Below are 13,165 nucleotides of genomic sequence, written 5' to 3'. Positions count from 1 at the left end.
GTATTGAAGTCAATGCGCTTGGGAGGGTTCGTAGTCATTTTGGAATTGGCCAGATCATTCATGCGCACACCCTAGCGATCCTGTATGACAGAAAGATGACAATGCAGTGACGCACCAAATCCGCCGCCAGCAGGGCACTGGCGGTGGATAGAAGAATTCGGGGAGTGTGGGAGCCGGGCCGCTTGCGGGCCGGGGCCCCCCACGGGAGTCAGGCGGGGTTCACCCCTGACTCAGTTTGTTACTTTTTTGCGACTTCAGCGCCGCCTTCCTGCAGACCCAGGTCAGCCAGTGCTTTTGCAGCAACCTTGGCTGGCAGCGGGATGTAGCCGTCTTTCACGACCACTTCCTGGCCCTGTTTCGACAGAACCAGTTTCACGAACTCGGCTTCCAGCGGGGCCAGAGGCTTGTTCGGGGCCTTGTTGACGTACACGTACAGGAAACGCGACAGCGGGTACTTGCCGTTCAGGGCGTTTTCTTCGGTGTCTTCGACGAAGTCAGTGCTGCCTTTCTTCGACAGAGCAACGGTTTTCACGCTGGCGGTCTTGTAGCCGATGCCCGAGTAACCGATGCCGTTCAGCGAGGAGCTGATCGACTGCACGACCGAAGCCGAACCTGGTTGTTCGTTGACGTTAGGCTTGTAGTCGCCTTTGCACAGGGCTTCTTCCTTGAAGTAGCCGTAGGTGCCGGATACCGAGTTGCGACCGAACAGTTGAACCGGCTTGTTGGCCAGGTCGCCGGTCACGCCCAGGTCACCCCAGGTTTTCACGTCGGTCTTGGCGCCGCACAGACGGGTGGACGAGAAGATCGCGTCAACCTGTTCCATGGTCAGGTGCTGGATCGGGTTGTCCTTGTGAACGAAAACAGCCAGGGCGTCCACGGCAACCGGGATAGCGGTTGGCTTGTAGCCGTATTTCTGTTCGAAGGCCGCCAGTTCGGTGTCCTTCATCTTGCGGCTCATCGGGCCCAGGTTGGAGGTGCCTTCAGTCAGCGCAGGTGGCGCGGTGGCGGAGCCAGCGGCCTGAATCTGGATGTTTACGTTCGGGTATTCTTTTTTGTAGTTCTCAGCCCAGAGGGTCATGAGGTTGGCCAGGGTATCGGAGCCGACGCTGGACAGGTTGCCCGACACACCAGTGGTCTTGGTGTAGCTCGGGATAGCAGGGTCAACAGCGGCAACCGCGTTGGCAGTCGCAACGCCAGCAGCGACAAAAGTCATTGCCGCCATCAAACGCTTCAGTTTCATGCCTTACTCCTAGCAGATAGGGTGTGTTAAGTCGGGGCCAAGTATCAGCAGGCCGTGTGAACACTCTATGGCTGAAATATGACAATTGGATGAAAGGCCAGCATCCGAGGTGTCACAAAAAATGAATTCCGCAGCAGGTTGACAAATCAAATCCAAAAGATAGCCTTGTCAACCACGAGAGGAACTCATGATAAACGACCGAATTCGCCGCGCCCGCCTGCAACGAGGCCTCACCCTAGAGGGTCTGGCGGCCCAGCTTGGCGACATAACCAAACAAGCGTTAAGCAAATATGAGAAAGGGTTGAGCACTCCAAACTCTTCTCGCCTGCTGCAACTGGCCAAGGCACTTCAGGTCAGCCCTGAGTATTTTTTCCGCGCGGAGGTTATTCCTCTGGCACCTCTTGAGTTTCGAAAGCTGGCCAGAATGCCCAAGTATCGCCAAGCTCAAGTTGAAGAAAAAATTCGGGAACATCTCGAGCGCTACATTTCACTTGAGCAATGTTTCGATCCTGCAGATATCCAGACCCCTGCTACCCCCGCACAGATGCTCCCTGTTTCAACCCTTGAGGAGGCTGAGCTGGCAGCCGAGAAGCTTCGCCAGTTTTGGGGAATCGGTAGCGATCCCATCGCCAATCTGACTGAGCAACTGGAAGAGCACAGCATCAAGGTTGCAATGCTGAACGGCCCAGATGATTTCGATGGCGCTTGTGCTGCTACCGGTGACGGCGAACATGTACTAATTGCTTTGAATGCTGACCGTCCAGGTGAGCGAATCAGATTTACGGCTGCTCATGAGCTCGGCCATTGGGTTATGGCGTTGCCTGGAGACATGCCGGAGAGAGACAAAGAAAACTGTTGTCACCGTTTTGCCGGCGCATTTCTCTATCCCGCCAAAAGCGTAACCGGCGATTTCGGCAGCCATCCCCGGTCCAGAGTCCATCCACGAGAGCTACTGATCGCCAAACGCCAATACGGAATATCGATGCACGCTGCGTTGAGACGACTGAAGGATCTGAAGCTACTTAGCGAAAGTGGCTACAAATCCCTCACTATTCAATTCAGTGCCAACGGCTGGCGCAAAGCAGAGCCCGAACCTATGCCGTGCAAACCGCCCCAGCGCTTTGATTCCCTGGTGTTCTGGGGATTGGCAGAAGGATTGATCACCAAGTCGCGGGCTGCTGAACTCCTGCGCAAACCAGTGAGCGCACTTGACCCCAATTTCTTGGGCTCACTGGAGAGTGCATGAGTCTGATCTATATCAGTGATACAAATATCTGGATCGACTTCAGAAATGCCGGATTGCTGGAGCAGATGTTCAGCTTGCCGTTTACGCTGTGTTGCACTGACTTCGTAATGTACGAACTCGACGACTTTTCACACGACGAGCTGCTCGACCGAGGGTTGATTGTCGAATCGTTCGATGAGGCAGGTGTAATAAGATTGTCGGGGCTGAGGATCGAGCACAACAACAGCTCTTTAGCCGACGTCTCCTGCTACTTGCTTGCGCAGGAAACGGGCCGTCCTTTACTCACCGGAGATGGCAGGTTGCGCCGCCAGGCCCAAAGAGATGGGTTACAGGTACACGGCGCGCTATGGCTGCTCGATTTAATGGTAGAGCACCAAGTCATCGACGAAACAGAAGCTGCAAATGCTTTGGCTCACATGCTCGAACACGGTGCTCGCCTGCCGATTGGCGAGTGTGAAACAAGGCTTTCGCGCTGGCGAAAGCCCTGAGTTCTGGAACTAAATCAGCGTCCCTTCTTCCACAACCACGCGCCGACCAGGATCCCCATCCCGCACAGCACCGCCACATAGTAGGCAGGCCCCATCGCGCTTTCTTTCAGCAGCAGGCTGACCACCATCGGCGTCAGGCCACCGAAGATCGCGTAAGCGACGTTATAAGAGAAGGACAGACCGCTGAAGCGCACCACCGGCGGGAACGCTTTCACCATGACATAAGGCACCGCGCCGATGGTGCCGACCAGAAAACCGGTCAGCGCATACAGCGGGAACAGCCAGTTCGGATGATCGGCGAGGCTGTGATAGAAGGTCCAGGAACTGGCCAGCAAACCCAGGCAACCGAACACGAACACCCGACCGGCACCGAAGCGATCGGCCAGCGCACCGGAAATGATGCAGCCCAGGCTCAGGAACACGATCGCCAGGCTGTTGGATTGCAGCGCGGTGGTCGGCGAGAAGTGATAGACCGTTTGCAACACGGTCGGCGTCATCAGGATCACCACAACGATACCGGCGGACAGCAGCCAGGTCAGCAGCATCGACACCGCGATTGCCCCACGATGGTCACGCAGCACGGCGCGCAACGGCACCTCTTCGGCCAGCGCCTTGCGCTGTTGCAGTTCGGCGAACACCGGAGTTTCGTGGAGCCAGCGGCGCAGGTAGACCGAGAACAGACCGAAAACGCCACCCAGCAGGAACGGGATTCGCCAGGCGTAATCCGAAACTTCCGTTGGCGTATAAATGCTGTTGATCGCGGTGGCGACCAGCGAACCGAGGAGGATGCCCGCCGTCAGGCCGCTGGTCAGGGTGCCGCAGGCGTAGCCGATGTGCTTGCCGGGTACGTGTTCGGAAACGAAGACCCACGCCCCCGGCACTTCGCCGCCAATCGCCGCGCCCTGAATGACGCGCATCAACAGCAGCAGAATCGGCGCCCACATGCCGATCTGGGCGTAGGTCGGCAGCAGGCCCATGATCAGGGTCGGCACGGCCATCATGAAAATGCTCAGGGTGAACATCTTCTTGCGCCCCAGCAGGTCGCCGAAGTGCGCCATCACGATCCCGCCCAGCGGCCGCGCGAGGTAGCCGGCGGCGAAGATGCCGAAGGTCTGCATCAGGCGCAGCCACTCGGGCATGTCGGCCGGGAAGAACAATTTGCCGACCACGGTGGCGAAGAACACGAAGATGATGAAATCGTAGAATTCCAGCGCGCCCCCCAGGGCCGAAAGCGACAGAGTCTTGTAGTCATTGCGGGTCAACGGTCGTGCGGGTTGGTCGGGCTGCGCGAGGCTCGAGGGCGCTGTGGTCATGGCAAGGTCTTCTCTTATAGTCGGATCTGCCGCCACAACAACGCTGGCTGTGGCTCGGGCAGGTTCGGCACCATAGCAAATTGTTCGAAAAAGCACATAGAGGCGCGTATTTGCCGGTCGAAATCAGAACCGGACGGTCGTCGCGGAGTCTACCGACCGATATACTCGCAACCTTGCTCCGGTTTGTAAGGGGTTGCTGTGCGAAAACGTCGTTGGCCCGACCCTTGCTCGGGATTAGCCGGTTTCGCAGAGTTTCTCCTTAGGCGCCTGATGGAAAACGTGACGAACGTAGTATGTTCGGTGCTGAATCGTTTTTCCCGAAGACGGCTACCACCAGCAATACCCAACGAAGAGTCACGGGTCAGAGGCACCCCCGGCATGATAGAGCTCGAACAAGAAGATCCGATCCCGCAAGGCGACCTGGCCCTGCAAATCACCGCGCTTCCCCGCGAAACCAACGGCTTCGGCGATATTTTCGGCGGCTGGCTGGTGGCGCAGATGGACCTGGCCGGCACTGCCATGGCCAGTCGTGTTGCCGGCGGCCGTGTTGCGACCGTCGCCATCGATCGCATGGCGTTTCTGGTGCCGGTGGCTGTCGGCGCGCAATTGTCCTTTTATACCCAGACCCTGGAAATCGGCCGCAGCTCGATCCAGATGATGGTCGAGGTATGGAGCGACGATCCGCTGTCCAGCGAGTGGCGTAAAGTGACCGAAGCGGTGTTCGTGTTCGTTGCCATCGATGGCAGCGGCCGCACCCGTTCGGTTCCGCCACGCGCACGTTAAACCTCGCGGCCGTTTCACGGTCGATAGTCGTCCAAGTTGCTGATCGAGAGTTGTCCCATGAACACGCCCAACGTTGAAGCCGTGAAGCTGGATGAACTGAACTGCTGGCGCATCCGCCACGGTCAGGCCGAAGTGCTGGTGGCCCAGCAAGGCGCGCACATCCTCAGTTATCAGGTGGACGGCCAGCCGCCGATCATCTGGCTGAACGACAAGGCCATGTTCAAGACCGGCCAGAGCATCCGCGCCGGCGTGCCGGTGTGCTGGCCGTGGTTCGGCAAGTTCGAACGCAACCCGCAGAGCGTGCAGGTGATGCGTGTCAGCGAAGAACCGGCCGCCGCCCACGGGTTTGTCCGGGCGATGGATTGGGAACTGGGCGGTATCGAAACCGAAGGTGAAAGCCTGAAGGTGGAGTTCAAGCTGCCCTACCCCGAAGGCGGTTTTCCGGGCTGGCCGCATCAGGTCGATCTGACCCTGACCCTGCGCCTCGACGATCAACTGCACATCAGCCTGACCAGCCACAACCGTGGTACAGACAGCGTCAGCATCAGCCAGGCGTTGCACAGCTATTTCGCCGTCAGCGATGTGCGCAACGTTCGCGTCGAAGGTGTGGATGGCCTCGATTACATCGAGACTCTGGATGACTGGAAAACCCACACCCAGCAAGGCGACCTGCGTTTTGCCGGGGAAACCGACCGTATCTACCTCGACGTTCCGCCGCAACTGAGCATTGTCGATCCGGCCTGGGAACGGCGCATCGTGCTGACCGCTACCGGTTCACGCACGGCGGTGATCTGGAACCCGTGGATCGACCGCGCCGCCGCGCTCAGCGACATGGATAACGACGGCTGGCAGCGCATGCTGTGCATCGAGACGGCGAACGTGATGAGTGATGTGATGACTCTGGCGCCGGATGCCGGTCACACAATGGGTGTCAGTATTGGCAGCGAGCCACTCTGAAAACAAAAATCGCAGCCCTGAGGCTGCGATTTTTTTTGCCGTTCTGAATTACAGATCCGATTCCTGCACCACCCGCACCTTGTCCGCCTCCAGCGCATACGCCGCATCGGCCAGGTCATTGCTGACCTTCTCGATCTTCAGCGTGCCGGTCACCCACAGCGGCGTATAGATGTCATCCAGTTTCAAGCCTTTTGGATAACGCACCAGCACCAGTTGATTCGGTGGCGGTGGTGGTACGTGGATGCACGCGCCCGGGTACGGCACGAGGAAGAACAGCGTGCTGCGGCCCTTGGCGTCGGATTCCAGCGGCACCGGATAACCGCCGATGCGGATGTGCTTGTCGTTCATCGACGCCACGGTCTTGGTCGAATACATCACCGCCGGCAAACCTTTGGCCTGCTTCATCCCGCCTTTCTGGGTGAAGGTGCCGGTGGCTTCCGGGGAGTTGTGGTCGATTTCAGGCATGGCCTCGAGGGCTTTCTGGTCCGACTTGGGCATCAGTTCCAGCCAGTCGGTTTCCGGCAGTTCGCCGGCGTGGGCCAGACCGCTGCCCAGCAAAAGGAGAGTCAACAGAAGACGGCGCATGAAGGTGCTCGGTAAAGGATGCTCGAAAAGGGAGGGGACGCTGAATCGCCGAGCATTTTAGCCCTCCCCGCCGGATTGGCGGAGAGGACTTTGTCGCTTTGAATCAGTTCTTTTTGATCAGGCCGTAGATCACCAGCAGCACGATCGCGCCAACCAGCGCGCCGATGAAGCCGGCGCCCTGACCCGCCTGATAGATGCCCAGGGCCTGGCCGCCGTAAGTGGCTGCCAGCGAACCGCCGATACCGAGCAGGATGGTCATGATCCAGCCCATGCTGTCATCGCCCGGTTTCAGAAACCGCGCCAGCAGGCCGACGATGAGGCCGATAAAGATGGTTCCGATAATTCCCATGGCACTTCCCTCTGAATGGTAGATATGCGATGAAGCCTAGCCAGACTTTCGCATCCTGCCATCAGAGAACGGCGGCCCCGCAATGGTTCCGCCGCTGCCGGATGAAACTGTCGTTACTCGGCGATCAGCGCTTCGACCTTGAGGATCTGCTGCTCGAGGGTCGCCTTGTCCTTGCAGCGCAGGTTGGCGTGACCGACCTTGCGCCCGGCCTTGAAGGCCTTGCCGTAGTGATGCAGGTGGCAATCGTCGATGGCGATAACCTTCTCGACCGGCGGAACAACGCCGATGAAGTTGAGCATCGCGCTCTCGCCGACCTTGGCGGTCGAACCCAGCGGCAGACCGGCAACGGCCCGCAGGTGGTTTTCGAACTGGCTGCACTCGGCGCCTTCGGTGGTCCAGTGCCCGGAGTTGTGCACGCGCGGGGCAATTTCGTTGGCCTTGAGGCCACCGTCGACTTCAAAGAACTCGAACGCCATCACGCCGACGTAGTTCAACTGCTTGAGGACGCGGCTGGAGTAGTCTTCAGCCAGGGCCTGCAGCGGGTGATCGGAACTGGCGACCGACAGCTTGAGAATGCCGCTGTCATGGGTGTTGTGCACCAGTGGATAGAACTTCGTCTCGCCATCGCGGGCGCGCACGGCGATCAGCGACACTTCGCCGGTGAATGGCACGAAGCCTTCCAGCAGGCAAGGCACGCTGCCCAGTTCGGCGAAGGTACCGACCACGTCTTCCGGCTTGCGCAGGACTTTCTGACCCTTGCCGTCGTAACCCAGGGTGCGGGTTTTCAGCACAGCAGGCAGGCCGATCGAAGCGACGGCGGCGTCCAGGTCTGCTTGCGACTGGATGTCGGCGAACGCCGGGGTCGGAATCCCCAGGTCCTTGAACATGCTCTTTTCGAACCAGCGGTCGCGAGCGATACGCAGGGCTTCGGCACTCGGGTAGACCGGCACGAATTGCGAAAGAAACGCCACGGTTTCCGCCGGGACGCTTTCGAACTCGAAGGTCACCAGATCGACTTCATCGGCCAACTGGCGCAGGTGATCCTGATCGCCGTAATCGGCCCGCAGGTGTTCGCCCAACGCAGCGGCGCAAGCGTCCGGCGCAGGGTCGAGGAAAGCGAAGTTCATGCCCAGCGGGGTGCCCGCCAGGGCCAACATGCGACCCAACTGGCCGCCACCGATTACACCGATCTTCATCTCAACAACCTCAGGCAATACGTGGGTCTGGATTGTCCAGGACGCTGTCTGTCTGCTCGGCACGGAAGGTTTTCAGTACCGCGTGGAATTGTGGATGCTTGGCGCCCAGGATGCTCGCCGACAGCAGGGCTGCGTTGATCGCACCGGCCTTGCCGATGGCCAGGGTGGCAACCGGAATACCGGCCGGCATCTGCACGATCGACAGCAGCGAGTCGACGCCCGAGAGCATCGCCGACTGCACTGGCACCCCCAGCACCGGCAGGTGGGTCTTGGCCGCACACATGCCTGGCAGGTGGGCTGCGCCACCGGCACCGGCGATGATCACCTCGATGCCGCGGCCTTCAGCCTCTTCGGCGTACTGGAACAGCAGATCCGGGGTGCGGTGGGCGGAAACCACCTTGACCTCGTAAGGGATGCCGAGCTTTTCCAGCATATCGGCGGTGTGGCTAAGGGTGGACCAATCGGACTTGGAGCCCATGATCACGCCAACCAGTGCACTCATCGTCGCGCCTCTTCTCTCTGGGCGCCCGCAGGCGCGTCAAAAACAACAAGCCACGCAGGATGCGTGGCTTGTTGTAGGAAAAATGGCCGGACGAACCGGCCGAAGGCCGCGCAGTATACCGCAAAGAAAGCAATAAACAGCCCCCGTGGCGACCATCTGTCATCTGCACCGAACCACTCATTTTACTGACTCGAAAATCAAGAACAGCGCCTCTACCGTTCAAACGAAATACATAGCGATCAAGTTATATCGGGAACGCAATTAACTCACTGCAGCATCCATGTAATAAAATTCAAAACACTCCTGAGCGTCATAACTCATCGCGCATGGTATATAAACAATCACCCACAACTTACTGACGCAGCCAATCACCACAACCGACAATATCAATATCAACCAGAAATACCCACTACCGTTATACCTCTTGCAATACATCGCAAGCTGGGCGCATTGCTAAAACCCGCAACAACTCAAACATTAAAAGGATTTAAACATGCTAAAGGAACCAATAGCACTACAAGTTTTCATCCACGAAGACCTGTCGGACTACACTAAGGAAGATCTATACAAAAGGCACTTCTCCTGGCTTGCAGCGGAGATTGAGAGCATTACCGGCCGCAAAATGCTGATTCGATTGATCGAACCATCAGAAGCAAGGGACCTGAGCAGTCATCCGTATCAAAACTTGAACGAACGTGCCTCACTGAGCGCTTGGAAAACCAAGGTCGACAAGTATCGAAACACTAATCTTGACCTGCGCTTGATCAAGTTCCTGTTACTGACGCGCAACTCCATAAACAGCCGTACACGGGGAATTGCCGAACTCCCAGGTTACGTGGGTATCGCCTCGACAGAAAAAGTCAGCACGGCCGCTCACGAAGTAGGGCACATGTTCGGTGCAACACATGAAGACGCCGAAATTCTCTACAACGGATGGTGGAGCGAAACGGTCATGTCGAGTGATGAGTTCTCTCCACTGCGAAGCAACGCCGACCGTTTCAGTGATAAAAATCGAGAAAACATTCGTAAGTACCTGAGCACAAAAGTTGTAACAGGCCCAGTGCAATCGACCCTGCGTCCCGAGGAAGACTGGGACTGAGGCAAGGCATGCCGAACTTAAAAAGGAATTACGGATGACCATTGTTAACAAGAAACGAGACATCAATATCTTCGCCGTCGTTCACGACGATATTCCGGCGACGACAACCACGAGTATTTACGCCGAGCACTTCCAGCCTTTTGTGAAAGAGCTGGAAAGCTTTATCGATCGAAAATTCAATGTTGTCTTTGGCAGGGGCGCACCCTACAGCCAGTTCAACTACAAAGGTGATGACCCGCTACGGACCTTGAAAAGTTGGGAAATACTGGGCCGCCAATACCTGGAGCTGGCCAAGGCCGAAGGCTTCGAGACTGGCCCGCTGGATCAGGTCGTTCTGCTGACTAAAGAAAACCTGAATGAGAGGACTGGGGGGGCTGCACTGCTATGGCCTCCACTCAATACCGGAAACTTTGCAATCTCTTCTCTCGGCAGCCGGATCACTGTGGGTCATGAAGTCGGTCACTTGCTGGGCGCCCGACATGAAGATTCGGAAATTCAATACAACGGCTGGTGGTGTGAAACGTACATGACCCCACAACCCCATCCACTCAGATCCATTTGTTACAGTTTCAGCCAGAAAAACCGGGAAAACATACAAAACCATTTGGCCAGCAAAGGCTGACCGTTCGCCTGGAGACTCGGCAGAGGCGAAAACAAAGTTCGCCTCTGCTTCCATCACTCAGCTATTGCCACTCGCCGCGCCGCCCTCCAACTTGCGCCACAACAACCGCACATTGGCCTTGCGCACCAGCGCGCATCTGTACAGACGAATCTCCAGCGGCACATGCCACTGCGCGCCGCCGCAGACCACCAGTTCGCCCCGCGCCAGCTCGGCCCGCACGCTCAGCTGCGGTACCCAGGCAATGCCGAGGCCTTCCAGCGCCATGCTTTTCAGGCTGTCGGCCATGGCGGTTTCATAGATCGTGGTGAAGCGCAGCTGACGCTGACGCAGCAAGCCGTTCACGGAGCGTCCGAGAAACGCCCCGGCGCTGTACGCCAGTAACGGCACACTGCCCTCGCCTTCCAGATCGAACAGCGGCTTGCCATTGGCATCCGCCGCACATACCGGAAGCATTTCGGTCTGGCCCAGGTGCAGCGACGGGAAGATCTCCGGGTCCATCTGCATCGCCGCGTCCGGGTCGTAGAACGCCAGCATCAGATCGCAGCCACCTTCACGCAGCGCGTGCACCGCGTCGCCAACGTTGGTCGCCACCAGCCGGGTAGCGATGTTCAGGCCTTCGTTGCGCAATTGCGCGATCCAGCGCGGAAAGAAACCGAGCGCCAGCGAGTGCGCCGCCGCGACCTGGATCACTTCGCCCTGCCCGCCTTCCAGATGATGAAGATGGCGCAGCACTTCACCGAGCTGTTCGACCACGGTGCGCGCGGTCACCAGGAACAGTTGCCCCGCCGCCGTCAGCTCGATTGGCGTGCGCGAGCGGTTGACCAGCGTCAGGCCCAGCGCCGCTTCCAGGCTGCGGATCCGCCGACTGAAAGCCGGCTGGGTCACGAAGCGCCGTTCGGCCGCCTGCGAGAAGCTGCGGGTGGCAGCCAGAGCACTGAAGTCCTCGAGCCATTTGCTTTCCAGATTCATCACGTCCTCCCGGACACGCACCAAAACAGGTCACACGTCTGCCGCGCACGCGGCGTCACACGGGCATTATGCCGAATGTGCATAGGGCAGTGTTTAACAGCATTGGCCCAAAAATTCCCACAAGCCTAGCATTCGCAGCGTTCCGGCACAGACCGGGTCCATATCGAGATGATTTCTATCATGTCCTCCGCTGCATCATTCCGCACAGAAAACGACCTGCTTGGCGCCCTCGAAGTCCCTGCTCAAGCGTATTACGGCATCCAGACCCTGCGAGCGGTGAATAACTTCCGCCTCTCGGGCGTTCCGATTTCGCACTACCCGAAGCTGGTTGTCGGTCTGGCGATGGTCAAACAGGCCGCCGCTGACGCCAACCGTGAGCTGGGTCACCTGAGCGAAGCCAAGCACGCTGCCATCAGCGAAGCCTGTGCACGTCTGATCCGCGGCGATTTCCACGAAGAGTTCGTGGTCGACATGATTCAAGGTGGCGCCGGTACCTCCACCAACATGAACGCCAACGAAGTGATCGCCAACATTGCTCTTGAAGCGATGGGTCACCAGAAAGGCGAGTACCAGTACCTGCACCCGAACGACGACGTGAACATGGCGCAGTCGACCAACGACGCCTACCCGACCGCGATCCGTCTGGGTCTGCTGCTGGGTCACGACGCGCTGCTGGCCAGCCTCGACAGCCTGATTCAGGCTTTCGCAGCCAAGGGTGAAGAATTCAACCACGTCCTGAAGATGGGTCGTACCCAGCTGCAAGACGCCGTACCAATGACCCTGGGTCAGGAATTCCGTGCTTTCGCCACCACCATGGGTGAAGACCTGGCCCGTCTGAAGACGCTGGCCCCGGAACTGCTGACCGAAGTGAACCTGGGCGGCACCGCGATCGGTACCGGCATCAACGCTGACCCGCGTTACCAGGCCCTGGCCGTACAGCGTCTGGCGCTGATCAGCGGTCAACCGCTGGTTCCAGCCGCCGACCTGATCGAAGCCACTTCCGACATGGGCGCCTTCGTGCTGTTCTCCGGCATGCTCAAGCGCACCGCAGTCAAGCTGTCGAAGATCTGCAACGACCTGCGCCTGCTGTCCAGCGGACCGCGTACCGGCATCAACGAAATCAACCTGCCGGCGCGTCAGCCAGGCAGCTCGATCATGCCAGGCAAGGTCAACCCGGTGATCCCGGAAGCCGTGAATCAGGTGGCATTCCAGGTCATCGGTAACGATCTGGCGCTGACCATGGCAGCCGAAGGCGGCCAACTGCAACTGAACGTGATGGAGCCGCTGATCGCCTTCAAGATCCTCGACTCGATCCGCCTGCTGCAACGCGCCATGGACATGCTGCGCGAGCACTGCATCGTCGGCATCACCGCCAACGAAGCGCGCTGCCGTGAACTGGTCGAACACTCGATCGGTCTGGTCACCGCACTGAACCCGTACATCGGCTACAAAAACGCCACCCGCATCGCCCGTATCGCCCTTGAAAGCGGCCGCGGCGTGCTGGAACTGGTGCGCGAAGAAGGTCTGCTCGACGAAGCCATGCTCGCCGACATCCTGCGCCCGGAAAACATGATTGCTCCGCGTCTGGTGCCTCTGAAGGCCTGATCCGACGCGTTACTTGTAGCACCGCTCACCAGGTCGAGGGACTAGACACCTCTCACCTTTTGAGGGCTTGGGGAGCATTCCCCGAGCCCTTTTTTTTAACTGTTTGAACCTGAGAACCGTATGTATGGAAGCTGGCTGCAAACCGGCTCCCAGACAAGCCCGACGCCGGTAACGTCGGGTGTTTCAAAGCTTCGTTTCGTCGCTTGCACCA

Annotated in this window: 14 protein-coding genes; 7 read left to right on the top strand and 7 right to left on the bottom strand. The window is 58.6% G+C overall.

All coding sequences use genetic code 11. The features are described from left to right. Nucleotides 1–238 precede the first annotated feature (238 nt). A complete protein-coding gene (locus tag C1X29_RS22355; RefSeq protein WP_085747946.1) occupies nt 239–1,240 on the bottom strand; it encodes a phosphate ABC transporter substrate-binding protein PstS in 1,002 nt (333 codons plus the stop codon). Nucleotides 1,241–1,427: 187 nt separating this feature from the next. Between C1X29_RS22355 and C1X29_RS22350 the strand changes: the two genes are divergently transcribed. Together C1X29_RS22350 and C1X29_RS22345 are read left to right on the top strand one after the other, a co-directional pair. After that, the gene (locus C1X29_RS22350; protein ID WP_039765108.1) at nt 1,428–2,486 is read left to right on the top strand and encodes a helix-turn-helix domain-containing protein; all 1,059 of its coding nucleotides are present in this window, start codon (nt 1,428–1,430) and stop codon (nt 2,484–2,486) included. Then, nucleotides 2,483–2,974: a nucleotide-binding protein gene (locus C1X29_RS22345; RefSeq protein WP_039765106.1), complete on the top strand. Its 492-nt coding sequence runs from the start codon at nt 2,483–2,485 to the stop codon at nt 2,972–2,974. The genes C1X29_RS22350 and C1X29_RS22345 overlap by 4 nt, the downstream gene beginning before the upstream one ends. Before the next feature lie 14 nt (nt 2,975–2,988). On the opposite strand, the gene C1X29_RS22340 is transcribed toward C1X29_RS22345, so the two are convergent. After that, nucleotides 2,989–4,287, bottom strand: a complete 1,299-nt coding sequence (locus C1X29_RS22340; RefSeq protein WP_102718391.1) for an MFS transporter — start codon at nt 4,285–4,287, stop codon at nt 2,989–2,991. Nucleotides 4,288–4,665: 378 nt separating this feature from the next. On the opposite strand from C1X29_RS22340, the gene C1X29_RS22335 reads away from it, so the two are divergent. Both C1X29_RS22335 and C1X29_RS22330 read left to right on the top strand, forming a co-directional pair. Next, nucleotides 4,666–5,070: an acyl-CoA thioesterase gene (locus C1X29_RS22335; RefSeq protein WP_003229628.1), complete on the top strand. Its 405-nt coding sequence runs from the start codon at nt 4,666–4,668 to the stop codon at nt 5,068–5,070. Between the two features lie 57 nt (nt 5,071–5,127). Further along, nucleotides 5,128–6,027 carry a D-hexose-6-phosphate mutarotase gene (locus C1X29_RS22330; protein ID WP_102718390.1) on the top strand — a complete coding sequence of 300 codons (900 nt, stop codon included), beginning with the start codon at nt 5,128–5,130 and terminating at the stop codon, nt 6,025–6,027. A 48-nt stretch (nt 6,028–6,075) separates the two neighbouring features. On the opposite strand, the gene C1X29_RS22325 is transcribed toward C1X29_RS22330, so the two are convergent. From C1X29_RS22325 to purE, 4 genes are all read right to left on the bottom strand, one after another. After that, a complete protein-coding gene (locus C1X29_RS22325; protein ID WP_064379774.1) occupies nt 6,076–6,612 on the bottom strand; it encodes a DUF3299 domain-containing protein in 537 nt (178 codons plus the stop codon). Between the two features lie 103 nt (nt 6,613–6,715). Continuing rightward, the gene (locus C1X29_RS22320) at nt 6,716–6,961 is read right to left on the bottom strand and encodes a GlsB/YeaQ/YmgE family stress response membrane protein (RefSeq protein WP_003229635.1); all 246 of its coding nucleotides are present in this window, start codon (nt 6,959–6,961) and stop codon (nt 6,716–6,718) included. A gap of 113 nt (nt 6,962–7,074) precedes the next feature. Further along, nucleotides 7,075–8,157 (bottom strand): 5-(carboxyamino)imidazole ribonucleotide synthase, encoded by a 1,083-nt coding sequence (locus C1X29_RS22315; RefSeq protein ID WP_085747949.1) that lies wholly within the window; start codon nt 8,155–8,157, stop codon nt 7,075–7,077. Between the two features lie 10 nt (nt 8,158–8,167). Next, nucleotides 8,168–8,659, bottom strand: coding sequence for a 5-(carboxyamino)imidazole ribonucleotide mutase (purE, locus tag C1X29_RS22310; protein WP_007954291.1), 492 nt, complete (start codon nt 8,657–8,659; stop codon nt 8,168–8,170). Between the two features lie 493 nt (nt 8,660–9,152). Between purE and C1X29_RS22305 the strand changes: the two genes are divergently transcribed. After that, complete coding sequence (locus C1X29_RS22305) at nt 9,153–9,758, top strand: reprolysin-like metallopeptidase (RefSeq protein WP_102718389.1); 606 nt, start codon at nt 9,153–9,155, stop codon at nt 9,756–9,758. Nucleotides 9,759–9,792: 34 nt separating this feature from the next. Further along, nucleotides 9,793–10,380 carry a hypothetical protein gene (locus tag C1X29_RS22300; protein WP_085747951.1) on the top strand — a complete coding sequence of 196 codons (588 nt, stop codon included), beginning with the start codon at nt 9,793–9,795 and terminating at the stop codon, nt 10,378–10,380. Between the two features lie 57 nt (nt 10,381–10,437). On the opposite strand, the gene C1X29_RS22295 is transcribed toward C1X29_RS22300, so the two are convergent. Further along, entirely contained in the window at nt 10,438–11,349 is a 912-nt protein-coding gene (locus C1X29_RS22295; protein ID WP_085747952.1) for a LysR substrate-binding domain-containing protein, read from the bottom strand. Nucleotides 11,350–11,529: 180 nt separating this feature from the next. On the opposite strand from C1X29_RS22295, the gene aspA reads away from it, so the two are divergent. Further along, a complete protein-coding gene (aspA, locus tag C1X29_RS22290; RefSeq protein WP_003229645.1) occupies nt 11,530–12,954 on the top strand; it encodes an aspartate ammonia-lyase in 1,425 nt (474 codons plus the stop codon). The last annotated feature ends 211 nt before the right edge of the window (nt 12,955–13,165 follow it).

Source organism: Pseudomonas sp. GW456-12-10-14-LB2 (genome assembly GCF_002884345.1).
GTDB classification, from domain to species: domain Bacteria; phylum Pseudomonadota; class Gammaproteobacteria; order Pseudomonadales; family Pseudomonadaceae; genus Aquipseudomonas; species Aquipseudomonas paraglycinae.
This window is presented reverse-complemented; position numbering and strand designations above follow the sequence as displayed.